Source organism: Ramlibacter albus (genome assembly GCF_014297445.1).
Lineage (GTDB): Bacteria > Pseudomonadota > Gammaproteobacteria > Burkholderiales > Burkholderiaceae_C > Ramlibacter > Ramlibacter albus.
In genome coordinates this window covers 210,400-236,148 of record NZ_JACORU010000008.1, presented here as the reverse complement: position 1 = coordinate 236,148, position 25,749 = coordinate 210,400, and the positions used below count along the sequence as shown (strand labels likewise).

Annotated in this window: 31 protein-coding genes; 12 read left to right on the top strand and 19 right to left on the bottom strand. The window is 68.6% G+C overall.

Going from position 1 to position 25,749, the window contains the following annotated elements; genetic code table 11:
* Positions 1-16 precede the first annotated feature (16 nt).
* Together H8R02_RS21260 and fnr are read left to right on the top strand one after the other, a co-directional pair.
* Positions 17-412, top strand: coding sequence for a response regulator (locus H8R02_RS21260; protein WP_187083488.1), 396 nt, complete (start codon positions 17-19; stop codon positions 410-412).
* Positions 413-438: 26 nt separating this feature from the next.
* Positions 439-1,224, top strand: coding sequence for a fumarate/nitrate reduction transcriptional regulator Fnr (gene fnr / locus H8R02_RS21255; protein WP_187083487.1), 786 nt, complete (start codon positions 439-441; stop codon positions 1,222-1,224).
* A gap of 24 nt (positions 1,225-1,248) precedes the next feature.
* Here the strand turns inward: fnr and H8R02_RS21250 are convergent, their stop codons facing one another.
* Positions 1,249-1,524 (bottom strand): hypothetical protein, encoded by a 276-nt coding sequence (locus H8R02_RS21250; protein ID WP_187083486.1) that lies wholly within the window; start codon positions 1,522-1,524, stop codon positions 1,249-1,251.
* Positions 1,525-1,720: 196 nt separating this feature from the next.
* On the opposite strand from H8R02_RS21250, the gene H8R02_RS21245 reads away from it, so the two are divergent.
* Both H8R02_RS21245 and H8R02_RS21240 read left to right on the top strand, forming a co-directional pair.
* A complete protein-coding gene (locus H8R02_RS21245; RefSeq protein ID WP_187083485.1) occupies positions 1,721-2,068 on the top strand; it encodes an alpha/beta fold hydrolase in 348 nt (115 codons plus the stop codon).
* Positions 2,069-2,071: 3 nt separating this feature from the next.
* Complete coding sequence (locus tag H8R02_RS21240; RefSeq protein ID WP_187083484.1) at positions 2,072-2,989, top strand: sensor histidine kinase; 918 nt, start codon at positions 2,072-2,074, stop codon at positions 2,987-2,989.
* On the opposite strand, the gene H8R02_RS21235 is transcribed toward H8R02_RS21240, so the two are convergent.
* The 6 genes from H8R02_RS21235 to ccoG all read right to left on the bottom strand — a co-directional run bounded on the left by H8R02_RS21235 (position 2,990) and on the right by ccoG (position 8,309).
* Entirely contained in the window at positions 2,990-4,180 is a 1,191-nt protein-coding gene (locus tag H8R02_RS21235; protein WP_187083483.1) for a M20 aminoacylase family protein, read from the bottom strand.
* On the bottom strand, positions 4,177-4,815 hold the full coding sequence (locus tag H8R02_RS21230) for a response regulator (protein ID WP_187083482.1): 639 nt from the start codon (positions 4,813-4,815) through the stop codon (positions 4,177-4,179). The genes H8R02_RS21235 and H8R02_RS21230 overlap by 4 nt, the downstream gene beginning before the upstream one ends.
* The gene (locus H8R02_RS21225; RefSeq protein WP_354004957.1) at positions 4,812-6,263 is read right to left on the bottom strand and encodes a PAS domain-containing sensor histidine kinase; all 1,452 of its coding nucleotides are present in this window, start codon (positions 6,261-6,263) and stop codon (positions 4,812-4,814) included. Before H8R02_RS21225 ends, H8R02_RS21230 begins: the two co-directional genes overlap by 4 nt.
* Positions 6,264-6,329: 66 nt before the next feature.
* A complete protein-coding gene (locus H8R02_RS21215; protein WP_187083481.1) occupies positions 6,330-6,611 on the bottom strand; it encodes a hypothetical protein in 282 nt (93 codons plus the stop codon).
* Positions 6,612-6,621: 10 nt separating this feature from the next.
* Positions 6,622-6,879: a FixH family protein gene (locus H8R02_RS21210; protein ID WP_187083480.1), complete on the bottom strand. Its 258-nt coding sequence runs from the start codon at positions 6,877-6,879 to the stop codon at positions 6,622-6,624.
* 14 nt (positions 6,880-6,893) lie between these two features.
* Positions 6,894-8,309, bottom strand: coding sequence for a cytochrome c oxidase accessory protein CcoG (gene ccoG, locus H8R02_RS21205; RefSeq protein ID WP_255429463.1), 1,416 nt, complete (start codon positions 8,307-8,309; stop codon positions 6,894-6,896).
* A 73-nt stretch (positions 8,310-8,382) separates the two neighbouring features.
* On the opposite strand from ccoG, the gene H8R02_RS21200 reads away from it, so the two are divergent.
* Together H8R02_RS21200 and H8R02_RS21195 are read left to right on the top strand one after the other, a co-directional pair.
* Entirely contained in the window at positions 8,383-8,703 is a 321-nt protein-coding gene (locus tag H8R02_RS21200) for a hypothetical protein (protein ID WP_187083478.1), read from the top strand.
* The gene (locus H8R02_RS21195; RefSeq protein ID WP_187083477.1) at positions 8,682-9,002 is read left to right on the top strand and encodes a hypothetical protein; all 321 of its coding nucleotides are present in this window, start codon (positions 8,682-8,684) and stop codon (positions 9,000-9,002) included. The genes H8R02_RS21200 and H8R02_RS21195 overlap by 22 nt, the downstream gene beginning before the upstream one ends.
* Positions 9,003-9,005: 3 nt before the next feature.
* Here the strand turns inward: H8R02_RS21195 and H8R02_RS21190 are convergent, their stop codons facing one another.
* The 4 genes from H8R02_RS21190 to H8R02_RS21175 are packed head-to-tail and all read right to left on the bottom strand — an operon-like array spanning position 9,006 to position 15,090.
* Entirely contained in the window at positions 9,006-10,001 is a 996-nt protein-coding gene (locus tag H8R02_RS21190; protein WP_255429462.1) for an MBL fold metallo-hydrolase, read from the bottom strand.
* Between the two features lie 50 nt (positions 10,002-10,051).
* On the bottom strand, positions 10,052-12,787 hold the full coding sequence (locus tag H8R02_RS21185; RefSeq protein WP_187083476.1) for a M16 family metallopeptidase: 2,736 nt from the start codon (positions 12,785-12,787) through the stop codon (positions 10,052-10,054).
* A gap of 16 nt (positions 12,788-12,803) precedes the next feature.
* Positions 12,804-13,100, bottom strand: a complete 297-nt coding sequence (locus tag H8R02_RS21180; protein ID WP_187083475.1) for a hypothetical protein — start codon at positions 13,098-13,100, stop codon at positions 12,804-12,806.
* A 22-nt stretch (positions 13,101-13,122) separates the two neighbouring features.
* The gene (locus H8R02_RS21175; protein WP_187083474.1) at positions 13,123-15,090 is read right to left on the bottom strand and encodes an alkyl/aryl-sulfatase; all 1,968 of its coding nucleotides are present in this window, start codon (positions 15,088-15,090) and stop codon (positions 13,123-13,125) included.
* A 107-nt stretch (positions 15,091-15,197) separates the two neighbouring features.
* Between H8R02_RS21175 and ftsH the strand changes: the two genes are divergently transcribed.
* A complete protein-coding gene (gene ftsH, locus H8R02_RS21170; RefSeq protein ID WP_187083473.1) occupies positions 15,198-17,198 on the top strand; it encodes an ATP-dependent zinc metalloprotease FtsH in 2,001 nt (666 codons plus the stop codon).
* Here ftsH and H8R02_RS21165 read toward each other — a convergent pair whose 3' ends face one another.
* Both H8R02_RS21165 and H8R02_RS21160 read right to left on the bottom strand, forming a co-directional pair.
* On the bottom strand, positions 17,199-18,041 hold the full coding sequence (locus H8R02_RS21165) for an alpha/beta fold hydrolase (protein WP_187083472.1): 843 nt from the start codon (positions 18,039-18,041) through the stop codon (positions 17,199-17,201).
* Positions 18,042-18,135: 94 nt separating this feature from the next.
* On the bottom strand, positions 18,136-19,041 hold the full coding sequence (locus H8R02_RS21160) for a LysR family transcriptional regulator (protein WP_187083471.1): 906 nt from the start codon (positions 19,039-19,041) through the stop codon (positions 18,136-18,138).
* A 33-nt stretch (positions 19,042-19,074) separates the two neighbouring features.
* Here H8R02_RS21160 and H8R02_RS21155 point away from each other — a divergent pair, with 33 nt between their 5' ends.
* The gene (locus H8R02_RS21155; RefSeq protein ID WP_187083470.1) at positions 19,075-19,659 is read left to right on the top strand and encodes a peptidylprolyl isomerase; all 585 of its coding nucleotides are present in this window, start codon (positions 19,075-19,077) and stop codon (positions 19,657-19,659) included.
* Here the strand turns inward: H8R02_RS21155 and H8R02_RS21150 are convergent.
* Positions 19,656-20,384 carry an ABC transporter substrate-binding protein gene (locus H8R02_RS21150; protein WP_187083469.1) on the bottom strand — a complete coding sequence of 243 codons (729 nt, stop codon included), beginning with the start codon at positions 20,382-20,384 and terminating at the stop codon, positions 19,656-19,658. The two genes, H8R02_RS21155 and H8R02_RS21150, sit on opposite strands and share 4 nt — an antisense overlap.
* An 82-nt stretch (positions 20,385-20,466) precedes the next feature.
* On the opposite strand from H8R02_RS21150, the gene H8R02_RS21145 reads away from it, so the two are divergent.
* Both H8R02_RS21145 and H8R02_RS21140 read left to right on the top strand, forming a co-directional pair.
* The gene (locus H8R02_RS21145) at positions 20,467-20,958 is read left to right on the top strand and encodes a helix-turn-helix domain-containing protein (RefSeq protein WP_187083468.1); all 492 of its coding nucleotides are present in this window, start codon (positions 20,467-20,469) and stop codon (positions 20,956-20,958) included.
* 74 nt (positions 20,959-21,032) lie between these two features.
* Complete coding sequence (locus H8R02_RS21140; protein WP_187083467.1) at positions 21,033-21,278, top strand: hypothetical protein; 246 nt, start codon at positions 21,033-21,035, stop codon at positions 21,276-21,278.
* A gap of 10 nt (positions 21,279-21,288) precedes the next feature.
* Here the strand turns inward: H8R02_RS21140 and H8R02_RS21135 are convergent, their stop codons facing one another.
* Entirely contained in the window at positions 21,289-21,744 is a 456-nt protein-coding gene (locus tag H8R02_RS21135; RefSeq protein WP_222622581.1) for a type II toxin-antitoxin system VapC family toxin, read from the bottom strand.
* On the bottom strand, positions 21,731-22,027 hold the full coding sequence (locus H8R02_RS21130) for an AbrB/MazE/SpoVT family DNA-binding domain-containing protein (protein WP_187083466.1): 297 nt from the start codon (positions 22,025-22,027) through the stop codon (positions 21,731-21,733). Before H8R02_RS21130 ends, H8R02_RS21135 begins: the two co-directional genes overlap by 14 nt.
* A 95-nt stretch (positions 22,028-22,122) precedes the next feature.
* Between H8R02_RS21130 and otnK the strand changes: the two genes are divergently transcribed.
* A complete protein-coding gene (otnK, locus tag H8R02_RS21125) occupies positions 22,123-23,364 on the top strand; it encodes a 3-oxo-tetronate kinase (RefSeq protein WP_187083465.1) in 1,242 nt (413 codons plus the stop codon).
* On the top strand, positions 23,361-24,032 hold the full coding sequence (locus H8R02_RS21120; protein ID WP_187083464.1) for a class II aldolase/adducin family protein: 672 nt from the start codon (positions 23,361-23,363) through the stop codon (positions 24,030-24,032). Before otnK ends, H8R02_RS21120 begins: the two co-directional genes overlap by 4 nt.
* A gap of 6 nt (positions 24,033-24,038) precedes the next feature.
* On the opposite strand, the gene ccoP is transcribed toward H8R02_RS21120, so the two are convergent.
* The 3 genes from ccoP to ccoO are packed head-to-tail and all read right to left on the bottom strand — an operon-like array spanning position 24,039 to position 25,737.
* On the bottom strand, positions 24,039-24,956 hold the full coding sequence (ccoP, locus tag H8R02_RS21115) for a cytochrome-c oxidase, cbb3-type subunit III (protein ID WP_187083463.1): 918 nt from the start codon (positions 24,954-24,956) through the stop codon (positions 24,039-24,041).
* A gap of 11 nt (positions 24,957-24,967) precedes the next feature.
* The gene (locus H8R02_RS21110; protein ID WP_187083462.1) at positions 24,968-25,111 is read right to left on the bottom strand and encodes a cbb3-type cytochrome oxidase subunit 3; all 144 of its coding nucleotides are present in this window, start codon (positions 25,109-25,111) and stop codon (positions 24,968-24,970) included.
* Entirely contained in the window at positions 25,108-25,737 is a 630-nt protein-coding gene (gene ccoO, locus H8R02_RS21105) for a cytochrome-c oxidase, cbb3-type subunit II (RefSeq protein ID WP_187083461.1), read from the bottom strand. Before ccoO ends, H8R02_RS21110 begins: the two co-directional genes overlap by 4 nt.
* Positions 25,738-25,749: the final 12 nt, after the last annotated feature.

Genomic DNA, 25,749 nt, shown 5'->3' with positions numbered 1-25,749 from the left:
GGGCAAAGTTCAGCCCATGGAACAAGCAATCGCCACCCCTCCCGTGAGAGTCTTCCTCGCAGACGACTCCGGCGAGATCCGGCGCCGTGTGGCCGACATCCTCGTTGCCAACAAGATCGACGTGATCGGCTACGCCGAGACGCCCGACGACTGCATCAGCGGCATCCTGGGCACCAACCCCGACGTGGTCGTGCTGGACGTCCAGCTCGAAGGCGGCTCGGGCCTGCAGGTGCTGAAGGCCGTGAAGGAGAAGGCCCCCGAAGTGGCCTTCGTGGTCTTCAGCAACAACTCGGGCCCCGCCTACCGCAAGCGCTACCTCGGCGAGGGTGCCAACCGTTTCCTCGACAAGAGCACCGAATTCGGCCAGCTCGCCCAGGCCGTGGTGGCCGCCGGCGGCCGCGCGGTCCATTAATGAAATACCCGGAGAGAGGTTCATCCATGCAAGCAGCAGCCACACTCGAAGCCCCGATCCGCGTCGTCCCGCGCGCCCGCACCACGACGTACACGTCCGACGTGCCGACGATCACGACGCTGTGCTCGACCTGCCACCTCAAGGACCTGTGCCTGCCCTGTGGCCTGGCCGGCAACGAGGTGCAGCGCCTCGACGGCCTGATGTTCGGCCGCCGGAAAGTGAAGCTGGGGCAACCGCTCTTTCACGAAGGCGACAAGTTCCAGTTCATCTATGCCGTGCGCAGCGGCACCTTCAAGACCAGCCTGACGCTGCGCGACGGCCGCCAGCAGGTGACCGGCTTCCACATGGCCGGCGAGCTGATGGGCATGGACGGGCTTGCGAGCGGCCGGCACGCGAGCGTGTCCGAGGCACTGGAGGACGCGGAAGTCTGCGCCATCCCGTATGCGCACCTGACCGACCTGGCCGCGCACAACCCCAACCTGCAGCACATCGTGGGCCGCCTCATGAGCCGCGAGATCGTGCGCGAACACAGCCTGATGATGTTGCTGGGGTCCATGAACGCCGAAGAGCGCCTGGCCGCCTTCCTGCTGAACCTGTCGCAGCGGATGAAGGCGCGCGGCTACTCGGCCAGCGAATTCCACCTGCGCATGTCGCGTGCCGAGATCGGCAGCTACCTGGGCATGAAGCTCGAGACCGTCAGCCGCACCTTTTCGCTGTTCCAGCAGCAGGGCATCCTGGAAGTGGACAAGAAGCACGTGCGCATCGTCGACCTCGAACGGCTGTCGTACGCCGTCGAGGCGCGGGTGCAGTAACAGCCCGGCCGGCGCCGGTTCGGTCTACAGGCGCGCGAGAACGCTCGAAACCTTGCCGGCCGGCACGAACAGCACGTCGTACGCGCTGAATTCGCCGCGGCTGGTCAGCTCCACGGGCTGGAAGCCGCATTCCTGCATCAGGCCCGAGAAACGCTGCACCTGCTGCGCGGTGCCGGCGCCCACCACCATCGGTTCGGCGTTGGCATCCGTCATCACGGCAACGCGCATGCCGCGCGTGGCTGCGTTGCGAACGAGCGACTTGGCGCGGTTGAAGATCTGGACGATTTCTTCGAAGTTCATGTCGTGCGGCTCCAAGGTTCCTTTGCGCAGGACTTTATGGCTGGGGCACCGGCGCGGCTGTAGGAGGCAGGCCCTGATCGCTGTGCGCTCCAGGGTGTAGGAGCCGGCCGACATGGGCTCGCGCTAGTGCTAGCCTCCCGGCAGATGCCCGCTTTCACCCGCCACAACGTCCACACCCTCGGCTCGGGGCCGCCCCATGCTCTTCGTGCACGGGTTCGGCTGCGACCAGAACATGTGGCGGCTGCTCGCGCCGCACTTCGCCACGCGCTACCGCGTCATCCTGCTCGACCTGGTCGGCATGGGCGGTTCGCAACTTTCGGCCTACGACCGGCGCAAGTACGCGACGCTGCACGGCCACGCACGCGACATGTGCGAGGTGCTGCGCGAGGACGGCGGCGAGCCGGCCATCTCCGGTGGGCGAGTACATGCAGCGGCACATCCCGAACGCCACGCTCTCCATCATCGAGAACGTCGGCCACTGCCCGCACCTGAGCGCCCCGTGCGCGAGCGTCGATGCCATGGAAGCTTCCTGGCAGCGCCCTGAACCATGGCGCAAGGCGGCCCGCCCGGCCCCGAGAGGCTCTACGAGCTGGCGCCCTGCGGCCTGCTCGTCGCGGACGAGAAGGGCCTGAGACCCGCGAAAGGCGACCGGCTGCTCGTGCACGTGGCCGTCTTCGTGGCCGAGGACCGCCACAAGTACGAGAGCGAGCTGCTCGTGCAGCGCCAGCGCGCCGAGCAGCTGCTCGCGCAGCACGAGGAGGACCAGCGCCAGCTGGCCGCCGCGCGCCGGCAGGCGGAGGAGCGCGCCGTGTTCGCCGAGCAGATGATGGGCATCGTCAGCCATGACCTGCGCAACCCGCTGGGCACCATCCGCATGAGCGCGGCGGTGCTCGGCATGATGCCGCTGGCCGACGCGCAGCGCGACGCGCTCAGGCGCATCGAGCGCGGCACGCTGCGCGCCGAGCGGCTGCTGGCGGACCTGCTCGACGTGACGCAGGCGCGGCTGGGCCACGGCCTGCGCATGCGCAAGACGCGGGTGGACCTGCACGAAGTGGTCGCGGAAGCCGTGTCGGACTGGGCGTCGGCGTTCGGCGAACACACGTTGAAGCACGAGCGAAACGGTGTGGGCGAATGGGACGCCGACCCGGAGCGCGTGGTGCAGGCGATCGGCAACCTGGTGCGCAATGCAGCCAACTACGGCGACCCCACGGTGCCGATCACGGTGTCGAGCGAGGTGCTGGCGGGCAGCTTCCGCGTCACGGTGCACAACGGCGGCGAGCCGATCGCGCCGGATGCGCTGCCTTACCTCTTCGAACCGATGGTGCGCGGGCCCGAGTCGGACCAGCAGGGGCTGGGGCTCGGCCTGTACATCGTGCGGGAGATCGCGCGCGCGCACGGCGGGCGCGTGGAGGCGGCTTCGAGTGCCGCGGACGGCACCACCTTCACCATCGAGCTGGGCACCTAGTCAGGCGCTCTCGAACCACCGGCGCGCGAGCCGGTCCCAGAAGGTGGCGCCCAGCCCGAGGATGTCGTCGTTGAAGTCGTAGGCCGCGTTGTGCAGGTTCACAGGCGGCTTGCCGGGCGTGCCGTTCCCGATGAAGCCATAGGCGCCCGGCACGCGCTCGAGCATGAAGGCGAAGTCCTCGGACGTCATCGCCGGCAGCACGTCGTCGTGCACCGCGCCCTCGCCCGCCACTTCGCGCATCACCTTCGCCATGAACGTCGTCTCGGCCGCGTGGTTCACCGTCGCCGGGTAACCGGGCTTGAGGATGAACTCCGCCGTCGCGCGATGCGCCTGCGCCACGTGCGTGCTGATCCGCTCCATGCCCTCGATCAGCGCGTTGTGCGTGTCCGTGCGCAGCGTGCGCGTGGTGCCGTAGATGACGGCCTGGTTGGGGATGATGTTTTCCACCGTGCCGCCGTCGATCCTGCCGACGGTGAGCACGGCGCTGTCGAGCGGGTCCACCGTGCGTGACACCAGCGACTGCAGCTGGCCGACGATCGCGCAGGCGACGGGAATCGGGTCCACGGTGGTGTGCGGCTGCGCGGCGTGGCCGCCGCGGCCGGTCACGCGGATCTCGAAGCGGTTGGCCGACGCCATGATCGGGCCGATGCGCACGCCCATCTCGCCGGCCGGCAATGCGGGCCAGTTGTGCAGCGCGAAGGCCGCGCGCGCCGGGAAGCGGTCGAAGAGGCCGTCCTCGATCATCTTGCGCGCGCCGGCGCCGCCCTCTTCGCCGGGCTGGAAAACGAAGTGCACGGTGCCGTTGAAATCGGGGTTCTTCGCAAGCAAGGTGGCACCACCGAGCAGCATCGCCATGTGGCCGTCATGCCCGCACGCGTGCATGCGGCCGGGCGTCGCGCTCGCATGCGCGAACTGGTTGAGCTCCTGCACCGGCAGCGCGTCCATGTCGGCGCGCAGCGCGAGCGCACGGGCCGGGTCGTCGGCATCGCGGCCCTTGCCGCGCAGCGTGGCAACCACGCCGGTGCCGCCCATGCCGCGATGCACGGGCAGGCCCAGTGCCTGCAGCCACGCGGCCACGCGGTCGGACGTGCGCTTCTCCTCGAAGCGCAGCTCGGGGTCGGCATGCAGTTCGCGCCGCACCTGCAGCAGCTTGCCGATGTAGGGCGAGACGTCGGGGGGTAACTGCGTCATGTGTCCGCCAGGCCGTGTTTCATGGCGTAGCGTACCAGCTCGGTCTGGTTGGAGAGCCCCAGTTTCTGCAGCAGGTTGGCCTTGTGCGTGCTGACGGTCTTGACGGAAAGGTTGAGCTGGCCGGCGATGTCGCTCACCGACACGCCGTCCACCAGCAGCTTGAACACCTGGAACTCGCGGTCGGAGAGCGACTCGTGCGGCGCGTCGTCCCCGCCGCCGGGCATCGCGCCCAGCGCCAGCTGCTCGGCCACCTCGGCGCTGATGTACGCACCGCCGCCCGCGATCTTGCGGATGGCCTGCTCCAGCTGGCCCGGCGCGCTTTCCTTGGTGAGGTAGCCGCTCGCGCCCGACTTGATGGCGCGCATCGCGTACTGCGTCTCCTGGTGCATGCTGAGCACGAGGATGCGCAGCTTGGGCTTTTCGGCCTTCACCTGCTTGATCAGCTCCATGCCGCTGCGCCCCGGCATCGACAGGTCGAGCACGAGCACGTCGAATTCCAGCTCGCGCACCCGCTTGATCACCTCGGTGCCGTCGGCGGCTTCGCCCACGACGGACATGCCTTCGACGTCGCCCACGATGCGCTTGAGGCCCTCGCGCACGATCGCGTGGTCGTCGGCGAGCACGACGCGGATCATGCGGCTTCCTTTTTCTCGACGGGGATGCGCGCCTCGACGGTCGTGCCCTGCCCCGGCGCGCTGTGGATGGCGACCTTGCCGCGCAGCAGGTAGGCACGCTCGCGCAGGCCCGCAATGCCCAGCGAATGCGCCTTGCGCGGCGCATCGGGCGCGAAGCCCACGCCGTTGTCCTCGATGCGCAGCAGGATGGCTTCGGGTTCGGTGGAAACGCGCACGCGCACCTTGGTGGCCTTCGAATGCTTGGCGGCGTTCTGCAGCGACTCCTGCACGATCCGGAACGCCGCCGTGGCGTAGGGTTCTTCCAGCTCCAGGTCCTCGTCGAGGTCCAGCACGCATTTGATCCCGCTGCGCTGCGTGAAGTTCTGCACCGCCCACTCGATGGCGGGCACGAGCCCCAGGTCGTCGAGCACCAGCGGGCGAAGGTCGGCGGCAATGCGGCGCGTGGACGCCACAGCGGTATCGAGCATGCGCAGCATGTCGTCGAGCTTGGCTTGCGCGCCAGCGGGGTTGGTCGCGATGTTGCCCTGCAGGAAGATGGTGTCCATCTTCAGCGCCGTGAGCGACTGCGCGAGCTCGTCGTGCAGCTCGCGCGCGATGCGGCTCTTCTCCTGCTCGCGCACGCCCGCCGACTCCGCCGCGAAGGTGGCCAGCTCGCGCTCGGCGCGCACGCGCTCGGTGACGTCGCGCATGATCACCGTGTAGACCTTGCCCTGCGCGGTCTCCAGCTGCGAGATCGACGCTTCCATCGGGAATTCCTCGCCGTTCGCGCGCAACCCGTACACGATGTTCGTGCGGTCGCCCATGCGGCGCGAGGTGACCCCGGTGCGGCCGAAAGTGCGCACGTGGTCGGAATGCTCGCCGCGATACCGGCGCGGCATCAGCCGCTCCAGCGGCTGGCCCAGCACGGCGGCGGCGTTCCAGCCGAAGATCTTCTCGGCCGCGCGGTTGTAGAGGATGACGCGCTGCTGCTCGTCCACCGAGATGATGCCGTCCATGGCGGAGTCGAGCAGCCCGCCCAGGCGCTGCGCCAGGCGCATCTGCTCCTCTTCGCTCTGCATGCGGTCGGTGACGTCGCGCAGGATGACGGTGAAGAGCTTGCCCTCGGGGGTTTCCAGCTGGGAGATCGAGGCGTCGACCGGGAACTCCTCGCCGTTGGCGCGCTTGCCGTAGACGATGCTGCTGCCGCTCATGCGCCGCGAGGTGACGCCGGTTTCGCCGAAGCGCTTCACGTGGCCGCCGTGGGCGGCCTGGTAGCGCTCGGGGATCAGGCGGTCCAGCGGCTGGCCGCGCATCTCGTCGGCCTTCCAGCCGAAGATCTTTTCCGCGGCGCGGTTGTAAAGGACGATCTTCTGCGACTCGTCGACCGTGATGATGGCGTCCATCGCGGAGTCGAGCAGGCCCGCGAGGCGGGCGTTGGCAAGATCGTTGCCGAGCGTCGAAGAGGGCACGTGTACTGAACCGGGACTCTTTTGCCCGGGATTACAGCACAACACCCTCCCATTAGCACCTTGGGGTTAACGCCCCGGGCAGCCCTCCGGCCGCTGGCTGGGGTCGAAGGGACATTCGTTGACTTCCGCCGGCGTCATGCGCAGCAGCGCCGTCAGCGAGCACGCCGCGAAACTGATCGCCCAGAAGATGAAGAACGCCACGGTGTAGATGCCCTGCCGGGACATCCCGAGCGGCTGGCCGCCCCATTGCAGCTCCATCGGGTCCGCGAAGGCGAACACCACCAGTTCCAGCGCGCAGGCGGCCATGAAGGCCGGCCACACGGTCCACATGATGCGTTGGGCCCACATGGCCGCTGCCTCAGGGACGCGCCGGCGTGGCCGCGTGGTTGCGGCCCTGCTGCGCGGGCAGCAGCGCGCGCTCGGCGGCCAGCTGCTTGTTGATCTCGACGCCGCGGCGGTAGTAGTCCTCCGCGACCAGCTTGTCGGAGCCGCTCACGGCGATGAACATGGTGACGACGCCCGCGACGATCACCGCCGCGGGGCCCGAGATGAGCAACCACACGTGGCCGTGCTTCCACCAGGGGCGGGCCTGTTGTTCCTGTTGCTTGGCATCCATGGGTGAGCCTCCTTTTAGCGCGGCACGAGGAAGACGGACTTCTCGCTCACGTGGGCGTCGCCGCCCACCGTGCCGATGTTGAAATGGATCGGGTGCGAGCCGGGCGCGGCTACACCGAACGGGGCCTGCAGCCGCACGGCCACCCAGCGGGACTGCGCGGGGCCGACCTCGACCTCGGTGTCCGACGCGACGGCGAGGCCGGGCAGCCCGTCCGCGCCGATGCGATAGCGCTGCGCCCGCTCGGTGGCGTTCATCACCTGCAGGCGGTAGACGTTCTCCAGCTTGCCGCCGGGCACGATGCGCGCGAGCGAAGCGCGGTCGCGCACCACGTCCACCTTCAGCGGCGTGCGCATCGCCAGGCTGATGGCCAGGCCCATGCCGAGCGCGCCGAGGATGGTGGTGTAGACGAGGACACGCGGGCGCAGCACGCGCTGCACGATCTGCGCGCCCTTCCAGCCTTTCTTCAGCGCGTTCTGCGTGGTGAAGCGGATCAGGCCCTTGTCGTAGCCCATCTTGTCCATCACGCCGTCGCACACGTCCACGCACGCGGCGCAGCCGATGCATTCGTACTGCAGGCCGCCCCGGATGTCGATGCCGGTGGGGCAGACCTGCACGCACAGGCTGCAGTCGACGCACGAGCCCAGGCCCAGCGCCTTCGGGTCGGCCTTGCGCGAGCGCGACCCGCGCGGCTCGCCGCGCGCGGCGTCGTAACTCACGATCATCGTGTCCTTGTCGAACATCGCGCTCTGGAAGCGCGCGTAGGGGCACATGTACTTGCACACCTGCTCGCGCATGAAGCCGGCGTTGCCGTAGGTGGCGAAGGCGTAGAAGAACACCCAGAAGATCTCCCACGAGCCCATGCGGGTCTGCAGGAATTCGAGGCCCAGCTCGTGGATCGGCGTGAAGTAGCCCACGAAGGTGAAGCCGGTCCACATCGCGAGCGTGCCCCAGATCATGTGCTTGCTGGCCTTCTTGACGAACTTCTCCAGCGACATGGCCGAGCCGTCGAGGCGGATGCGCGCCACGCGGTCGCCTTCGACGTGCCGCTCGATCCAGAGGAACAGCTCGGTGTACACCGTCTGCGGGCACGAGAAGCCGCACCACAGGCGCCCCGCGATGGCCGTGAAGAGGAACAGCGAGAGCGCGCTGATCACGAGGATGCCCGTGAGGTAGATGAAGTCCTGCGGGTACAGCACGTAGCCGAAGATGTAGAAGCGGCGCGCGCCCAGGTCGAACAGCACCGCCTGCCGCTCGCCCCACTGGAGCCATGGCAGGCCGTAGAAGACCAGCTGCGTGAGGATGACGAAGGCCCAGCGCCAGCGGGCGAAGGTGCCGGTCACGGCCCGCGGGTAGATCTTGCTTTCGGATGCGTAGAGTGACTGGACCTCGCCCTCTTCTGCCTGCGCCGGGACGATGGGGATGACTTTCATGAACCCCATGGTGCCTTCCGCGCCGGGGTGGCGACTTGATCCAGGTCAGGCACTTCGCTAATACTTCGTACCGATGGACAGCTCGGACGCGTTGCAGGTCATCGAAGGCTCCGGCGCCGGGGTCAGCTCACTCGGTGGCGCATGGCTGCAGGTGACCGACCTCGAAGGCGAAACGAAGTGGTATTCGCGAGCGTTGCGGGCAGCACCGATCCTCGTGGACGACAAGATCGCGGTCTTCGTGCTGGCCAACACCCGTCTCGTCCTGCAGCAGGCGCCTGCGCCCGGCACGGTCGGCGCACTCCTCGAGACCGACGACATCGAGGGCGAATCGCGACGGCTGCAGTCCCTGGGGCCAGGCCGGCCGGTGAACGCGTGGCGCTCGACGGCGATGTGAGCGCGCAGCATTTCACCACCCCGCTTGGCAGCGCGTTCACCCTGCTGGAAGTGAACCGGCAGGACATCGCCAGGGCGGTGAGCCAGCGCGCCGCCGAACGGGTCGCGCTGAGGAACGTCCGCGAGTCCCTCGACGGCTACGAAAACGAGGAAGCCATGAAGCGCAAGCTGGTGCAGCGCTACAAGTGGTTCATCGTGGGCATCGTCGCGGCCGTCCTCGTCACGCTCTTCACGGTCTACCGGATCGCGGCCGACCGCGCGCAGGCAGCGCGCGGCGGGGCCACGTTCCAGCTCAAGTAGGCCCTAGCAACCGGCCGTGCACTTCCCGGCGGCGTCGAACGACATCGTGCGCCCCGACAGCGGGATGTGCACCGGCATCTTCGCGGCCTTCATGAAAGCCTCGGTCTTCGTGCCGGCACGCACCTGCCCACCCTGCGTGGCGGCCTCGTTGGCATGCGAGGCGATGACGGCGGCGGGCTTGACGAGGTCGTTCATCACATAAGCTGCTTCGGCCGGCCCGGTGGTGAAACCGTCGCCGATGTTCATGACAGCGAGCTGCGCGCGATAGAGGTCGCGCACCACGCGCTCCTGGTCGGCCGTGACGCCCGTGTCGCCGGACAGGTACACGGCCAGCCCGTTGCTGAAGCGCACGACATAGCCGGTGGCCAGGCCGACGTCGCCCCAGATGCCGGCCTCCTTCATGTGCTTGCCGAGGTCACCGGGGATGTAGTCGGGATCGAGGCCGTTGCTGTGCATCGCGGTCACGGTTGCGATGCGCACACCGCCCACGACAACGCTGCCGCCGAACCGCGCGAGGATCGAATCGGCCGGGTTGCCGCCATTGGCGCGCAGCTTCGCGGCGAAGAACGAGGGCATGTCGCTGCCCGTCACGATCTTGGCCTTCTTGGCCAGCGCGATGTTCACCGCGAGCGAATTGGGGATCTGCGACACGGACATGTCGGGCGCCGCGCAGGTGCCCGCGCCGACAGCGCGCGTGTGCGCATTGCCCACGTGGTCGCCGTGCATGTGCGTCACGAGGATGACGTCAATCTTGCCCAGGCGCGGGTCGTTCGCGCCGACCACGGAGCGGCCCGGGTCGTACAGCACGCGCGTGCCATTGGGGTCCTCGAAGACGAGCGCCCGGTCCTGCGCGCAGAACTCGCCGTCGAAGCCGCCCAGCGGCGTGACCTTGACGACGCCGGGCCCCATGGTCGCCGGCAGCGGCGCGGGCGGGGTGGCACAACTGGCGAGCACCACCGCGGCGGCGGCGACGAGGGCGTTGCGAACGAAATGTCTCATGCTTCTTTTCCTTCGTGGTGACGTCGGGCTGCTTTATGGCACGCCGGGCATCAATCCGGCAATTGGGGCACATCCCCAGCCACCACGAGGTGCAGCTTGCCGGCCGGGAAATAGCGCTTCATGGCGGCGTTGGCCTGCTCGCGCGTGACGGCCTGCATGCGGCGCGGGTACTCGTCGAGATACGAGGGACCGAAGCCATAGCGCTCCGCGAACACCAGCGCACCGGCGATGCCCGCATTGCTGCCCAGGTTCACCTGGAAGTTGCCGGCGAAGAAGTCCTTCTGCGCCCGCACCTCGTCTTCCGTGGCGCCCTCGCGCACGTAGCGGTCGATCTCTTCGCGGGTGGACTTCAGCGCCGCCGCCAGGTTCTGCGGCGCGAGGTTGACGTTGACGAACCACAGCCCGTCCAGCTCCTCGCTGAAACCGAAACGCGACGCGAGCGAATACGAAAGGCCCTCCGTGTCGCGCACGCGCTTGCCGATGCGCGAGGCGAGCGCGCTCTGGCCGAGCACCGCGTTGGCCACCAGCGCCGCCTCGAAGTCGGGATCGAGGCGGCGCAATCCGCTGGCCCCGCCGAGCATGAGGTTCATGTTGGCCTTGCCGGGCATCGCCACCAGCTCGCGCGCAGGCGCCCCGGGTGCGACGCGCGCGAGTTGCGGCCATTCGAGGCGCTTGCCGGCGGGCAGCGCACCGAACGCCTTCTCCGCCGCGGCGATCGCAGCTTGCGGATCGACGTCGCCCACGATCGCCAGCACCACGTTCGCGCCGGTGAAGCGCTGCGCATGGAACTCACGCAACTGCGCGGCGGTGAGCGCGCGCGTGTTCGCCACCTTCTCGGCCCGGCCGGGCTGCCAGTAGGGGTGACCTTGCGGGTACGCGAGCTGCACGAGGCGCTGCATCGCGCGGTCGGCCGTGCTGTCGTCGGCACGCAGGACGTCCGTCTCCAGCTCCTGCTTGGCCAGCGCAAGTTCGCCCTCTGCGAACGCGGGCGAACGCAGCTCCTCGCCGGCGATCTCCAGCAGCAGCGGCAGGTCGCGCGCGGCGCCGGCCAGCGTGAAACCGGTGTCGCCCAGCCCAAGGCCGTAGCTGCGGGTCGCGCCGACGCTGTCGAGCAGGCGGCCGATCTCCTCCTTCGTGCGCGCTGTCGTGCCGCGCGCGAGCATCCTCGAGAGCAGCGATGCCATCATCGGCTGCCCCGCCGGCGATGCGGCATCGCCACCGAGCACGGCCCCGCGCACGGCAACCGTCGGCGAGGCGGTGTTGCGGATCACGTCGACGACGACGCCGTTGGGCAGCACGCGGCGCACCGTGCGCTGCGCGAAGCTGGGCCGCTGCGCGGCTTCCGCGCGCGCTGCGGCCGGTGCCGGCGTGGCCTGTGCGGCACTGGCCTGCGGCGGGGGCGACGCAGGAACGGCAGCCGCGCGCGGCGTGCCGGGCGGCAAGGGCACGAACCAGCCGATCGTGCCGCGCTCCGGCACAAGGTAGGCGCGCGCCACGCGCTGCACGTCCGCGGGCGTGACGCGCGCGATCTCCTGCGGCAAGGTGACGTAGCGTTTCCAGTGCGACGACGCGACGTACTCACCGAGGTTGCGCGCAAAGCTGTAGGCACCGTCGCGCGTGCGCAGCAGGTCCACTTCGATCTGGCTGCGGGCGCGCGCCACTTCCGCGTCGGTCACGCCCTTTTCCGCGACGTCGGCCAGCACCGCCTTGATCACGCGCTCCGCTTCTTCGTGCGTCTTGCCGGGCGGGAGCGTGGCCTGCACCAGGAACGGGTACGGGTCGCGCAGCGCGAAGTTGAGGACGGCAACGCCGCTGGCGATGCCGGTGTCGCGCAGCGCCTTGTACAACCGCGAATTCACGCCCTCGGACAGGATGTTGTCCAGCACCATCAGCGCGTTGAAGTCCGGGTGCATCACGCCGGGCCGCGTGTAGCCGGCCATCACCAGGCCGAAGGTGCCGGGGCGGCGCACGATGGTCCGGCGCTCGCCTTCCTGCGGCGGCTCCACGGTCAGCACGCGCGGGATCGGCTGTGTGGACTTCGGGAAGCCGCCGAACTCCTTGTCGAACAGCGCGAGCGCAGACTCGGTGTCGAAGTCGCCGGAGAGGATGGCGGTGGCGTTGTCCGGGTGGAAGAAAGTCTTGTAGATTTCGCGCAGCTTCGCCGTGCTCACGCCCTCGATGTCGGAGCGGTAGCCGATGGTGGGCCAGTGGTACGGGTGCGAAGTGATGGCGGTGGCCACCACCGACTGCAGCAGCACGCGCTGCGGGTTGTTCTCGCCGATCTCGTACTCGTTGCGCACCACCGTCATCTCGGACTGACGCTCGTTGTCGAGGATGAGCCCGCGCCCGAGCCGGTCCGCCTCGATCTTCATCGCGCTGTGCAGCTTGTCCGAAGGCACCGTGGAGTAGCCGTTCATGCGGTCGTACCACGTGGTCATGTTGCTGCTGCCCGCGTCCGCCCCCAGCTCGTACAGCACCTCCTGGAAGGTCTTGTGCCCCTTGGCCCGGCCGAAGTTCTCGGTCGACTTGTTGAAGATCATGTGCTCCAGCAGGTGCGCGGCGCCGGTGTAACCCGGCGCCTCGTTGCGCGAGCCCATGTGGTAGACCACCATGAACGTCGCCACCGGTGCGCTGCGGTCCGCATGCAGCAGGATCGGCATGCCGTTGGACTTCAGGCGGTACTGCGAGATGCCGCCGAAGGTTTCGACGTGTTCGACGTTGGCGGGCAGCGCGTGCGCGGCGAGGGAAAGCACCGCCAGCAGGGCGGCAAGGACGAGGCGAATCATGCGGGTGATTCTGCCGCTAACCGAGGTGGAACACGAAGAAGGGCTCGCTGCCCGCGTCACCTTCCACGCCGACCAGCGCCTGGCAGACGGCGCGGTCGCGCGCCGACTCCCAGCGCATGCAGGCCGTGAGCTCCTCGATGCTCATGCCCGGCTTGGACTGCAGCTGCAGCCACTGGGCGTACGCGGCACCCGCGTCCGGGCTGCGGCTGCCCAGCTCGCGCGCGATGCGCTCCACCACGTCGGCTTCGAGGCGCGCGCGCTCGTCGGCCGCCAGATGCCGGCAGCCCTTGAGTTCGGCGCGGATGCCTTTCACCACACCGCAAGCATAGGCGCCTTCAGCGCGTGACGATCGGAAACGTCCCGGTGGGCTTGTCGAAAAGCGTGAAGAAGCGCACCAGGTCGATCGAGGAGCCCGCCACCTTGAGATCGGAGGACAGCAGCGTGTCCTTCACGCCCGCGGTCCCGGCCATCATCTTGACGAAAACCGGGCGCGTGAGCGTGAGCGTGGCGTTGGCCGACGAGTCCACCGGGCCCTTGCGGTGGTGCATGACGGAGTTTTCCAGCCAGAGCACGAACGACTCCTTCGTGTCGGTGAACACGAGATTCACCTTCAGGTCCTTGCCCTCCGCGGCGCCCGCATCGAGCGCAGCCGCCAAGGCTTCGAGGAAACGTTCCACAGGCGTCTGCGAGAGCGCATCGATGAAGTACGAGCGGTCCACGCCCTTCTTCGGCGGGCCTTCGCGCAGCTCCATCGCGGCGGTGAGGTAGCTGTTGCGCCAGGTCGTGGCTTCGGCCATGTACGCCATCTGCTCGTAGCTGCGCGCCAGCAGCTCGCGCGCCTCCTTCGAGGGGGACGACAGCACAAGGTGGTTGAGCAGCTCGGCGGCCCAGCGGAACTCGCCCTTGTCGTAGGCGGCGCGCGCGGCGGCGAGCACCTTGTCCGCGCCACCCGAGAGCTCGACGTAGCGCTTGCCGGATTCGGCCGGCGGCAGCGGGTCCAGGTTGGCCGGGTTGCCGTCGTACGCGCCCAGGTAGAACTGGTACACCGCCTTCACGTTGTGCCGCACGTCGCCGTAGTAGCCGCGCGCGCCGAAGTGCGCCTGCAGCGACTTCGGCAGCTTGACCTTCTCCGCGATCTCGCGCGGCGTGTAGCCGGCGTTGATCATGCGCACCGTCTGGTCGTGCGTGTACTTGTAGACGTCGCGGTGCGCGCGGATGAATTCCGCGATGCGCTGGTTGCCCCAGATCGGCCAGTTGTGCTGGCCGAAGTACACCTCGGCGTCGCCCAGCTGCTCCAGCGCCGACTGCATGTAGGCGGACCAGCGCAGCGCGTCGCGCACCTTGGCACCCCGCACCGGCAGCAGGTTGTGCATCGTCTGCGCCAGCACCTCCGCGCCGCCGTAGGCCTTGCGCTCGGGGATGGAGAAGGTCAGCTCCGCCGGGCACTCGGCGCCGGGCACGTTGTGGAACACGAAGCGCACGCCGTCGACCACGTGTTCCTCGGTCGGCTTGGTGATCACCAGCGTCGGCTGAAGGATGCCGACCGAGCCGTACACCACGCCCTTGCCGAGGCCCGTGTCGACGTTGCCGGTGGCCGAGCGCGGCAGGTTCTTGCCGAACTGGTACATCGAGCGGCGCGCCATGGCCGTGCCCACCATCATGTTCTCGCTGGTCGCCTCCTCCATGAAGCCTTCGGAGGCGATGATGGGCAGCTTGCGCTGCGCCACCTCCTCCGGCGTGACCACGCCGAGCACGCCGCCGAAGTGGTCCGCATGCGCGTGCGTGAAGACGACCGCGCTCACGGGCTTGTCACCGAGGTGCTTGCGCGCGAAAGCCATCGCGGCGGCGGCGCTCTCCTTCGCCGTGAGCGGGTCCACCACGATCCAGCCCGTCTTGCCTTCGACCAGCGTGACGTTGCTGATGTCGAAGCCGCGCACCTGCCAGATGCCGTCGGTGACCTTGTAGAGGCCCGCGCTCGCGTTGAGCTTCGCGTGCCGCCACAGGCTCGGGTTGACGGTGGATGGCGCTTCGCCCTTGATGAAGTCCCACTCGGCGAACTCGGCGAGCACGGTGCCGTTGGCGGCCTTGATCTGGCCTTCGGGCCGGGCGATGAGGCCGCGTTTCGCGTCCTCGAAATCCTGCGCGTCGCCCAGCGGCAGCGCGGTGAATGCGCGGTTGGCGGCAGCCGTTGCCGGCGCCGCACCGGCGGGGGGCACCCCGTCATGCGAAACGGTGTTGGTGCAGGATGCAAGCGCAGCCAGCATGGCGCCGGCCGCGCCCAGGCGCAGTGTCCTCGATTCCATCGACGTCTCCTCCGTCCGCCGCAATGATGGCCACAGCAGGTCCCCAAAGTCCAGCCGGGATGCGACACACGCCCCACGAAACCCCCGCGGCTGGGCATGATGGGGGCATGAACGGAACCCCTCCCCCGCGGCCGACCCCGCCGCCCGCCACGCCGGCCATGCCGCCCCGCAAGTCGTGGTGGTGGTTCGTCGTGGTGCTGGCCATCAACTACTTCATCGTCACGCAACTGTTCCCGCAGGCCGACGCGCCGGTGACCGTGCCCTACACCGTGTTCCGCGAGGAGGTGGGCAAGAACAACATCACCGCCATCTACAGCCGCGGCACCGCCATCGAAGGGCGCTTTCGCGCGCCGGTGACCTGGCCGACGCCGGAGGACGTGAAGCAGGCGCGCGCGGCCAGCGCGCCGCGCACGGCCATCGACCGGCGACTGCTGCCGCCGCCACGCACCTCCATCCACTTCACCACCGAGCTGCCCGCCTTCTTCGACCGCAACCTCGAGGGCTACCTGATCGAGCATGGCGTGGAGATCAGCGCGGTGCCCATCCAGCAGGGCAGCGGCTGGGCCACCCTGCTCTACGGCTTCGGGCCGGCGCTGCTGCTGATCGGGTTCTACGTGTGGCTGTACCGCCGCGCCGCGCAAGGCGGCGGTGGCGGGCTAGGCGGCGGGATGTTCGGCATCGGCAAGAGCAAGGCCAAGCGGTACGACGCCGCCGACCCGGCGAACCGCGTGACCTTCAACGACGTCGCCGGCATCGATGAAGCCGAGAACGAGCTGGTGGAGATCGTCGACTTCCTCAAGGCACCGGAGAAGTACACGCGGCTGGGCGGCACCGCGCCCAAGGGCGTGCTCCTCATCGGCTCACCCGGGACGGGCAAGACGCTGCTGGCCAAGGCAGTGGCCGGTGAGGCCGGCGTGCCGTTCTTCTCGATGAGCGCCGCCGAGTTCGTGGAGATGATCGTGGGCGTGGGCGCCGCGCGCGTGCGCGACCTCTTCAAGCAGGCGCGGGAAAGCGCGCCGGCCATCATCTTCATCGACGAGATCGACGCGATCGGCCGCGCACGTGGCGGCATGATGATGGGCGGCGGCCACAGCGAGCAGGAGCAGACGCTGCAGCAGATCCTGACCGAGATGGACGGCTTCAGCGGCCGCGAAGGCATCATCGTGCTGGCCGCAACGAACACGCCGGACGTGCTGGACCGCGCGCTGCTGCGCCCCGGCCGCTTCGACCGGCGCGTGGTGGTGAACCTGCCGGACAAGGCCGGCCGCGAGGCGATCCTGCGCGTGCACGTGCGCAAGGTGCCGCTCGCGGCCGACGTGAACCTCGAGGAACTGGCGCAGGCCACCCCCGGCTTCTCCGGTGCGGACCTGAAGAACCTGGTGAACGAAGCGGCGCTGCTCGCGGCGCGGCGCGCCGAGGACGCGGTGACGCACAAGGACTTCCTCGACGCGCTGGAGAAGATCGTGCTCGGCCCCGAGCGGCCGCTGCTGCTGACGGCCGAAGACCGCGAGCGCATCGCGTACCACGAGAGCGGCCACGCCGTCCTCGGCCTGCTGGTGCCGGGCGCCGACCCCGTGCACCGCGTGAGCATCGTGCCGCGCGGGCAGGCCCTCGGCGTGACCTACCAGCGGCCGCAGACCGACCGCTACAACTACCCCGAGGCCTACCTGCGCGCGCGCATCATCGGCATGCTGGGCGGCCGCGCGGCCGAGGAAGTGGTGTACGGCACCAAGACGACCGGCGCCGAGAACGACATCGAGCAGGCCACCCACATCGCGCGCGGCATGGTCACGCGCTGGGGCATGAGCGATGCGATCGGCATGGTGCAGCTCGCGCCGCGCGAGAACGCGTACCTCGGCACGTCGATGGGCTTCGGCGGCGAGAAGCCGTTCAGCGAGCAGACCGCGGCGCTGATCGATGCGGAGGTGAACCGCATCATCCACGGCTGCCACGAGGAGGCGAAGCGCCTGCTGCGCGAGCACCGCGCGGCGCTCGATGCGCTCGTGGCGGCGCTGCTGAAGAAGGAGACGCTGGCCGAGGACGAAATCCTCGAGGCGACGGGGCTTCCGCCGGCGCCGCAGCTCGAAGGGCGGCCGGTCGCTTCGTGATCAGGTGTTGCGCACGAACGTGGCGATGGCAGCGGCCGACGCCTGCGGGTACTGGTGCTGCGGCCCGTGCCCCGCCTGCGGGAAGGTCACCACCTGCAGCGTCGTCAGCGCGCCGTTGAGCGCGTACCAGTTCTCCACCGGGCAGATGATGTCGTGGTCGCCGCCCACGTGAAGGATGGGTTTGCGCGTCGCCTTGAGCAGTTGCAGGATCGGCGGCGCGGGGAAGAGCGGGTTCTTCGGCGCATCGCCGATGTTGCGCGCCGCCCATCCGCCGTCCACCGGGGGGCTGCGGCCCTCGGTGCGCTGGGCGATGCGGCGCGCGGACTGCTTCGCCGCTTCGCGGCTGGCCTCGGACTTCGGCTCGAAGAACAGCGCGACTTCGTCCTCGTGCGTGTTCACCGGCTTGCGCGCGAGGTCGTAGAACAGCTGCTCGCCCGTTTTCACCAGCGGACCGGGCGGCGTGGTGCCCACCAGCACGAGCTGCGCCACGCGCTCGGACGCCATCGCCATCACGAGCTGCGCGGCGATGCCGCCGATGGACCAGCCGCCGACGGCGACGTCGGTGAGGTCCAGCGCGGCCATCAGTTCGACCGCGTCGCGGGCGAGCGAGGATGGGTCGTACGAAGGCGCGCCGGTGGACAAGCCGAGCCCGCTGTAGTCGAAGGTGATGACTCGCAGGCCACCGGCCGCGAGCCCGTCGAGGAACGCGGGGTCCCAGGTGTCGAGGTTGCCGCGAAAGCGGTTGAGCAGCAGCAGCGTGCGGCCTTCGCCGATCACGCGGTACGCGATGCGGCGGTCCTTGAGTTCGGCGAAGCGGTTGGGGGTTGCGACGGCGGTGGACATGGTGGGTTCCTTTCGTGTGCTGCGAATGTAGGAACCCGCTGGCCCCAGATAAAGCCGGTGCGCCGCGAAAGCATTGTTTCCGGGAAGGAAACAACTACACGTCCGGGTGCGTAGCGAAGAGCTCCACCGTCCAATCGATGAAGGTACGCACCCGCGCCGGCACGTGCGTGCGGGAGCGGTAGCCGACATACGCGGCCAGCGGCGCGCGCTCCCAGTCCGCCAGCACCTCGACGAGCTCGCCGCTTCGCAGGTAAGGCGCGACGAGCACGCGCACGAACTGCCCCACGCCGCCGCCCGCGAGCACGGCCGCGAGATGCGCGTTGCTGTCGTTCACCGCGAGCGCATGCGGCGGCGTGGCTTCGCGGCGCGCATCGCCGCGGCCGAACACCATCGGGTAGCGGCGCCCGGTCTGCGCGGAGAAGAAGATCACGCTGCGGTGGCCGGCCACGAGGTCTTCGGGCTGCGCGGGCACGCCGTGCTTGCGCAGGTAAGCAGGCGAAGCGACGGTGGCGAAGCGCAGGTCGCCCACTTTGCGCGCGACGAGCGATTCGTCCGCGAGCCGGCCGCCGCGGATCACGCAGTCGACGTTCTCCTTCAGCAAATCCACCGTGTTGTCGCTCACGCCGAGGTCGATGCGCAGGACGGGGTAGCGGTCGTGGAAGGCCGGCAGCGCGGGGCACAGCAACGCGCGCGAGATCGACGATGGCGCATCGACGCGCACCAGCCCGCGCGGCTTCGCACGCGCATCGCCGAGGTCCGCCTCGATCTCGTCGAACTCGCGCAGCAGCCGCAGCACGCGCTGGTAGTACTCGGAGCCTTCGGGCGTCACCTTCACCTGCCGCGTGGTGCGGTTGAGCAGCCGCACCTGCAGCCGCGCCTCGAGCGCCTGCACCTGCTTGGTCACCGTGCCCTTGGGCAGCCCGAGCGACACTGCCGCCTGCGTGAAGGTGCCGGCCTCCACGACGCGGACGAAGACGCGCATTGCCTGGATGGGGTCCATGGTCGGCGCGATATTAGCCATTAAAGTCAGGGCATGAAGCGTCGTACCGTCCTCACCCTCGCCTGCGCAGGTGCAATCGGCCGTGCCTTCGCCGCCACGCCCGTGCGCGTGCGCGTCGAGACCGAATTCGGCAACTTCGTCATCCAGGTGGACCCCGACGTGGCGCCGGTGACGGTGGCGAACTTCCTCCGGTACGTCGACGAGGGCTACCTCGAGGACGCCCTCTTCTACCGGCTCGTGTCCCTTGCGAACCAGCCCGCGAACACGCCGCACAAGATCCAGGTGGTGCAGTGGGGCATGCGGTTGCCCGACGGCGTGCCGCCACCTTTCCCTGCGATCAAGCACGAGACCACGCGAGACACCGGGTTGAAGCACAAGGACGGCACCGTGTCGATGGCGCGCGCCGCGCCGGGCACCGCCGCGGGCGAGTTCTTCATCTGCATCGGCGACCAGCCGGAGCTGGACTTCGGCGGCCGCCGCCACCCCGACGGGCAGGGTTTCGCGGCGTTCGGGCAAGTGGTGGAAGGCATGGACGTGGTGCGCAAGATCCATGCGCAGGCCAAGCCGCAGCAGTTCCTGGAGGAGCCGTACCAGGCGAAGTCGGTGAAGCGGCTCTAGGCTGCTTCAGGAGGCGCCACGCCCGCGCCCTCGACCCCATGGCGCTTCAGCGCCTCGGCCACGAAGCCGCTGGCCTTCATCTCCTCGACGAAGCGCGCCAGTTCCTTCGCAGCGGCCTCCCCGCGCAAGCGCGGGCAACCCATCGCCTGGCGGATCACCATGAAGCGGCCGGGCAGCAGGCGCAAGCCCGCGCGATTCTTCATCTCCAGCTCGTGCTGCTGCTTCACGCCGGCCGCGACGTCGGCACCTTCCTGCAGGAAGTGCTCGACCACGGCGGGCGTGGACGGCGCACGCAGGATCGTCGCGTGCTCGATCTCGCGGGTGAGGTACAGGTCGTACGCACTGCCCTGCCCGACCACCACGCGATGGCCTGCGCGGTCCACTTCCTCGTTGGCCTGCAAGGGCGAGTCCTGCTTCACGAGGTACGCGCCTTCGATCAGCACATAGGGCGCCGTGAACGCGATGTGCTCGCCGCGCTTGGGGTCGATGGCGAAGAAGCCGATGTCGGCCTGCTCGCTCGACACGGCATCGACGGATTTCGCGGCGGTGTCGACCGCGACGAGCTCCAGCTGCGCCCCGATGCGCTTGGCGAATTCGTTGGCGAGGTCGACGGACACGCCCTTGGCGCTGTCGCCGTCCTTGCGGGCCAGCACGGCATTGCCGGTGTTGATGGCGGCGCGCAGCTTGCCGGTGGGCGTGAAAGTCTGGGTGATCGATGCGTCCATCGGGAAAGCATAGCTGACCCGAAGTCGGCCTACGCCACGGCCGAGCGCGCGGGGTCTACCTTCGCGGCAAAGGAGGTCCTACATGCCCCTCGGTGCCGACGACGAAGCGGCGTTGCACGCCAACCGCCTGCTGGACCTGCTGGACGCGAAGACGCTGGCCGTCGTCGCGAAGGACCTCACGCGCGTGCCGCTCGAGATCCGCGCGCAACTGATGGTGGAAGGCAAACCCATCCGGTACGCGTGGTTCCCCACCGGCGGCGTCATGTCCATGCTGGCATCCGTGCAGGGAACGCAGGCCACCATAGAGGTCGGCACGATCGGCAACGAAGGCGTGGTCGGCTTGCCGCTCTTCCTGGGCGCGCCGCGCGCGCCCGGCGACTGCTTCGCGCAGATGCTGGGCGAGCGGCGGCCGACCGTGAGCCGCGCGGCTTCCCTGCTGCAGCAGCGGCACGCCATCGCGTACAGCCGCGGGCGGATCACCGTCGTCGACCGCGCGAAGCTCGAAGACATCTCATGCCCTTGCTACGGCCTCGTGCGCGCGGAATACGATTCGATGCTTCGCTCGCGCGGCTGACCCTTTTCGCTATGTGCGCAAACGCACAGAACGTTTGGTTAACGTGCACGCTCCGGAAAACATGGAGCCAGGGAATGACGCCAGACGATCCCGAAGCCCTCGGGCGGGCGGATGCGAGGGTCGCGGAGGCGCGGCGCCGTGTCGCCGCGCAGGAGGCGCTGATCGCACGCGGGGTATTGAGGGGCGCGGAGCTGCAGGCCGCGTACTCGCTGCTGCACTCGATGCAGCGCACGCTGGAGGTGATCGAGGGGCATCGCGATGCGATGGAAAGGGTGATGCGGGAGATGGGGGCGCAGCGGCGGGGCGCAGGCGAGAAGTGATTTTGTGCCGTCAAGGCGCAAGCAGCTTCAACCGGGGAAAGTAGCTGGCGTAGCCTGCCGGATCGCGCGTGAGGACACTCAGGTTTGCCACTGCTGCGTGCGCCCCGATGTAGAAGTCCGGCATCGGCCGCAACCGGGCCCCTCCACGCTGTCGGTACAGCGAAAACGCCCCCGCCGCGAGTGCCGCGCATGACCACGGCAGTGCGCTGCGCAATGTGTCATACACATCGAGCAATGCGTCCAGCGCCCGGACGTCCGGCCGTGGCACGAGCAATTCGGCGTAGATGACGATGTTGATGTGCAGTGGCGAACGCTCGCTGCACTGCTGCAGCTGTTCGACCGCCCAGTCCTGCCACGCGCTGCCGTCGTCGACGCAATCCACCCAGATGTTCGTGTCGACCATCACGCCCGCGCTGCCGTCGTAGGCAGCAAGGACGCCGGTTCCAACGCTCCTAGCGGCTGCCACGCGCCGCGGGCCTGCGAGGCTTGTTCAACGGTTCGTCGCCGCGCAGGAACTCCATGATCTCCTGCGCACCGAGCTGACGAAACTCGGGTGCGAGGCTCGCCCGCACCCTGGCGGCTGCCTTTCGCAGGGCGGCACGACGGTCGTTGCGCACAGCCGTAGCGACGGGCGTGATGACGATCCGGCTGCCTTCGAGGCTGAACTCGACCTCGCTGCCCGGCGCCACGCCAGCCGCGTTGCGGATGTGCTTGGGGATGGTGACCTGCCCTTTTCCGGTGACCTGCATCTGTTGCGTCCTGGAAGTAAGAATCCTGAGTAGGAATTTTGCCTGCGTACGGGCGCTCGCGCAACGACATGACGGTAAGGCGTAGCATCGGTGCCATGAAACTCCTCCTTGGATGTATCGCGGATGATTTCACAGGCGCTACCGACCTCGCCAACAACCTCGTTCGAGCGGGGATGCGCGTGGTGCAGACCATTGGCATACCCGACGCTCCCGTAGCCGGCGTGGACGCGGTGGTCGTTGCGCTGAAGTCGCGCACCATACCGGCGGCCCAGGCCGTTTCGCAATCCATCGGCGCGCTGCGCTGGCTGCAGGCACAAGGCTGCGGACAGTTCTACTTCAAGGTGTGCTCCACCTTCGATTCGACGCCGCAGGGCAACATCGGTCCCGTGGCCGAAGCGTTGATGGATGCACTGAAGGCGGACTTCTGCTGCGTGACGCCTGCCTTCCCCGAGAACGGCCGCACGGTGTTCAAGGGGCACCTGTTCGTGGGCGACGTGCTGCTCAGCGACTCGGGCATGCGCAACCACCCGCTCACGCCGATGACGGACGCGAACCTCGTGCGCGTGATGCAGGCGCAGTCGCGCGGCAAGGTAGGGCTCATCGACCACGACGTGGTACGCCGCGGACCGGAAGCGATCCGCGGACGCATCGCGAAGCTGGGCGGCGAAGGCGGGCGCTTCGCCATCGTCGATGCGATCGACAACCAGGACTTGCTCGCGTTGGGCCGCGCGATTGCCGATGCGCCGCTGGTGGTTGCGGGCTCCGGTGTCGCCATCGGGCTGCCGCAGAACCACGGCCTCGCGCCCTCGACCGAAGCGGCGCGGCTGCCCGCGGCCTCCGGCGCGAAAGCGGTTGTGTCCGGCAGCTGCTCGGCAGCCACGAACGGGCAGGTGCAGCACTTCCTGCAGCAAGGGCTCGACGCCTTCGCGGTGGATCCGCTGCGCATCGCGGCGGGGCAGGATGTCGCCGGCGAGGCGCTCGTGTGGGCACGTTCACGGCTCGGCGACAAACCCGTGCTCGTCTACTCCAGTGCGCCGCCGGAAGTCGTGCGCGGCATCCAGCAGTCGATCGGTGCCGGCGAGGCCGGTGAGATGGTTGAAAAAACGCTCGCGAAGATCGCGCGTGGTCTGGTCGACGCAGGAGTCGGGCAACTCATCGTGGCAGGCGGCGAGACCTCGGGCGCCGTGGTACAGGCACTCGGCGTGCGGCAGATGCGAATCGGCCCGCAGATCGATCCGGGCGTGCCGTGGTGCCACGCCGGCCTTCACTTGGCGCTCAAATCGGGCAACTTCGGCACGCCCGACTTCTTCACCAAAGCCTTCACGCAACTGCAATGACAGAAACGCAAGCGCGCGACGAAATCTGCCGTGTCGGCCGCAGTCTCTTCGAACGCGGCTATGTGCACGCGACGGCCGGCAACATCAGCGTGCGGCTCGATGACGGTTTCCTGATCACACCGACGGATGCTTGCCTCGGCTTCCTGGATGCCGCGCAACTCGCCAAGGTGTCGCCCGACGGCACGCAAGTGTCCGGTGAACGTGCAAGCAAGACGCTGGCGCTTCATCGCCGCATCTATGCGGAGACCGGTGCGCGCTGCGTGATCCACAGCCACAGCACGCATTGCGTCGCGCTCACGCTGCAGGGCCAGCCGGCGGAACTGCTGCCGCCGATCACGCCCTATTTCGTGATGAAGGTGGGCCACGTGCCGGTCATCCCTTATCACCGTCCCGGAGACCCTGTCGTTGCGGACCTGGTGGCGAAGGAGATCGCGCGCTGGCGCGAGCGCGGCATCGCGCTGCGCGCGGTGATGCTCAGCCGCCTCGGCCCGAACGTCTGGCACGAGACACCTGCGCAAGCGATGGCCGTGCTGGAAGAGCTCGAAGAGACGGCCAGGCTCTGGCAGCTTTGCGACCCGAAGCCGCGCGCACTGGATGACGCCGCGGTGGCCGGCATCGAGGCCGCATTCGGCGTTCGCTGGCGGCCTGTCACGCCGGGGCCGGCATGACAGCCTTCAGGGTTTCGCCGCAGGCCCCTTGTGCGACAGCCCCCACACATACGCAGCCAGCACATGGATCTGCGCCGCGGTCAGCTTGCCCTCCTGCGCCGGCATCTCGTTGACCTTGCCGTTGTTGATCATCGCGATGATCGCCTGCTCGCCGTAGCCGTGCAGCCAGGTGTCGTCGGTGAGGTTGGGCGCGCCCATCATCGTATTGCCCTTGCCGTCGGCGCCGTGGCACGCGGCACACGCCGTGAACTTGGACTTGCCCAGCTGCGCGCGCACCGAGTCGTGCGGCGCATTCGACAGCGACAGGACGTAGTTCGCGACGTTCTTCACGTCGTCCGCGCCGCCCACCGCGGCGCCCATCGGGGGCATGTTGCCCTTGCGGCCCTTGGTGATGCTCTCGGCGATCTTCTCGGGCGAGCCGCCATGCAGCCAGTCGCCGTCCGTGAGGTTCGGGAAGCCCTTGCCGCCGCGCGCGTCCGAGCCGTGGCATTGCGCGCAGTTGTTCATGAACAGGCGCTCGCCGATGGCCATCGCGGTGAGGTCGCCGGACAGCTCCTCGACCTTCTTCGCGGTGAACTGCGAATAGAGGGGCTCCAGCTCCTTCTTCGCCGTGGCCATCTCCTGCTCGTACTCGGCGCGCGTGCTCCAGTTCAGCTTGCCCTCGTAGGACCCGAGGCCCGGGAACGCCACGAGGTACAGCAAGGAGAAGACGACGGTGAAGATGAACATCCACACCCACCACAGCGGCAGCGGGTTGTTCATCTCGGTGAGGTCCTCGTCCCACACGTGGCCGGTGGTGTTGTCGGCGCTGGCGGGCACCTTCTTGCGGGAGGTGACCCACAGCAACAGCAGGCAGCCGAGGATGCCCACGATGGTGAGGCCCGCCACGTAGGGGGACCAGAAACCGCTGGTGAAATCGCTCATCTTGTTTTCCCTCAGTCTTGTTCGAACGGCAGGCGCTCGGCCTCGTCGAAGCCGGCCTTGTTGCGGCGCGACCACGTCCAGCCCAGGATGCCGATGAAGGTGGCGAAGCTCACGACGGTCGCGATCTCGCGCAATGTGTTGACGTCGAAGCTCACTTCAGGGCCCTCCCCAGCGATTGCAGGTACGCGACGAGCGCATCCATCTCGGTCTTGCCCTTCAGCTCCGCGGGCGCCTTGGCGATCTCCTCGTCGGTGTAGGGCACGCCCACGGTGCGCAGCGCCTTCATGTGCGCGCTGATCGTGGCGGCATCGGCCGCGTTCTTCTCGAGCCACGGGTAGGCCGGCATGTTGGACTCGGGCACCACGTCGCGCGGGTTCACGAGGTGCAGGCGGTGCCACTCGTCGCTGTACTTGCCGCCCACGCGGTGCAGGTCCGGGCCCGTGCGCTTGCTGCCCCACTGGAACGGGTGGTCGAACACGAACTCGCCCGCCACCGAGTAGTGGCCGTAGCGCAGCGTCTCGGCGCGGAAGGGCCGGATCATCTGGCTGTGGCAGTTGTAGCAGCCCTCGCGCAGGTAGATGTCGCGGCCGGCGACCTGCAATGCGGTGTAGGGCTTGACGCCCTGCACGGCCTCGGTGGTGCTCTTCTGGAAGAACAGCGGCACGATCTCCACGAGGCCGCCGACGGCGACCACGAGCAGGATCAGCACGATCATCAGGAAGTTGGTGGTCTCGATCTTCTCGTGCGAGAAGGTCGCCACGGGGGTGTTGTCGTTGCTCATTTCGTCAGGTCC

Excerpts from the sequence above, each read along its gene's own strand:
- H8R02_RS21260 (WP_187083488.1), top strand. The coding sequence starts at position 17 with ATGGAACAAGCAATCGCCACCCCTCCCGTGAGAGTCTTCCTCGCAGAC.
- fnr (WP_187083487.1), top strand. The coding sequence starts at position 439 with ATGCAAGCAGCAGCCACACTCGAAGCCCCGATCCGCGTCGTCCCGCGC.
- H8R02_RS21250 (WP_187083486.1), bottom strand. The coding sequence starts at position 1,524 with ATGAACTTCGAAGAAATCGTCCAGATCTTCAACCGCGCCAAGTCGCTC.
- H8R02_RS21245 (WP_187083485.1), top strand. The coding sequence starts at position 1,721 with ATGCTCTTCGTGCACGGGTTCGGCTGCGACCAGAACATGTGGCGGCTG.
- H8R02_RS21240 (WP_187083484.1), top strand. The coding sequence starts at position 2,072 with ATGGCGCAAGGCGGCCCGCCCGGCCCCGAGAGGCTCTACGAGCTGGCG.
- H8R02_RS21235 (WP_187083483.1), bottom strand. The coding sequence starts at position 4,180 with ATGACGCAGTTACCCCCCGACGTCTCGCCCTACATCGGCAAGCTGCTG.
- H8R02_RS21230 (WP_187083482.1), bottom strand. The coding sequence starts at position 4,815 with ATGATCCGCGTCGTGCTCGCCGACGACCACGCGATCGTGCGCGAGGGC.
- H8R02_RS21215 (WP_187083481.1), bottom strand. The coding sequence starts at position 6,611 with ATGTGGGCCCAACGCATCATGTGGACCGTGTGGCCGGCCTTCATGGCC.
- H8R02_RS21210 (WP_187083480.1), bottom strand. The coding sequence starts at position 6,879 with ATGGATGCCAAGCAACAGGAACAACAGGCCCGCCCCTGGTGGAAGCAC.
- ccoG (WP_255429463.1), bottom strand. The coding sequence starts at position 8,309 with ATGAAAGTCATCCCCATCGTCCCGGCGCAGGCAGAAGAGGGCGAGGTC.
- H8R02_RS21200 (WP_187083478.1), top strand. The coding sequence starts at position 8,383 with ATGGACAGCTCGGACGCGTTGCAGGTCATCGAAGGCTCCGGCGCCGGG.
- H8R02_RS21190 (WP_255429462.1), bottom strand. The coding sequence starts at position 10,001 with ATGAGACATTTCGTTCGCAACGCCCTCGTCGCCGCCGCCGCGGTGGTG.
- H8R02_RS21185 (WP_187083476.1), bottom strand. The coding sequence starts at position 12,787 with ATGATTCGCCTCGTCCTTGCCGCCCTGCTGGCGGTGCTTTCCCTCGCC.
- H8R02_RS21175 (WP_187083474.1), bottom strand. The coding sequence starts at position 15,090 with ATGGAATCGAGGACACTGCGCCTGGGCGCGGCCGGCGCCATGCTGGCT.
- ftsH (WP_187083473.1), top strand. The coding sequence starts at position 15,198 with ATGAACGGAACCCCTCCCCCGCGGCCGACCCCGCCGCCCGCCACGCCG.
- H8R02_RS21165 (WP_187083472.1), bottom strand. The coding sequence starts at position 18,041 with ATGTCCACCGCCGTCGCAACCCCCAACCGCTTCGCCGAACTCAAGGAC.
- H8R02_RS21160 (WP_187083471.1), bottom strand. The coding sequence starts at position 19,041 with ATGGACCCCATCCAGGCAATGCGCGTCTTCGTCCGCGTCGTGGAGGCC.
- H8R02_RS21155 (WP_187083470.1), top strand. The coding sequence starts at position 19,075 with ATGAAGCGTCGTACCGTCCTCACCCTCGCCTGCGCAGGTGCAATCGGC.
- H8R02_RS21150 (WP_187083469.1), bottom strand. The coding sequence starts at position 20,384 with ATGGACGCATCGATCACCCAGACTTTCACGCCCACCGGCAAGCTGCGC.
- H8R02_RS21145 (WP_187083468.1), top strand. The coding sequence starts at position 20,467 with ATGCCCCTCGGTGCCGACGACGAAGCGGCGTTGCACGCCAACCGCCTG.
- H8R02_RS21140 (WP_187083467.1), top strand. The coding sequence starts at position 21,033 with ATGACGCCAGACGATCCCGAAGCCCTCGGGCGGGCGGATGCGAGGGTC.
- H8R02_RS21130 (WP_187083466.1), bottom strand. The coding sequence starts at position 22,027 with ATGCAGGTCACCGGAAAAGGGCAGGTCACCATCCCCAAGCACATCCGC.
- otnK (WP_187083465.1), top strand. The coding sequence starts at position 22,123 with ATGAAACTCCTCCTTGGATGTATCGCGGATGATTTCACAGGCGCTACC.
- H8R02_RS21120 (WP_187083464.1), top strand. The coding sequence starts at position 23,361 with ATGACAGAAACGCAAGCGCGCGACGAAATCTGCCGTGTCGGCCGCAGT.
- ccoP (WP_187083463.1), bottom strand. The coding sequence starts at position 24,956 with ATGAGCGATTTCACCAGCGGTTTCTGGTCCCCCTACGTGGCGGGCCTC.
- ccoO (WP_187083461.1), bottom strand. The coding sequence starts at position 25,737 with ATGAGCAACGACAACACCCCCGTGGCGACCTTCTCGCACGAGAAGATC.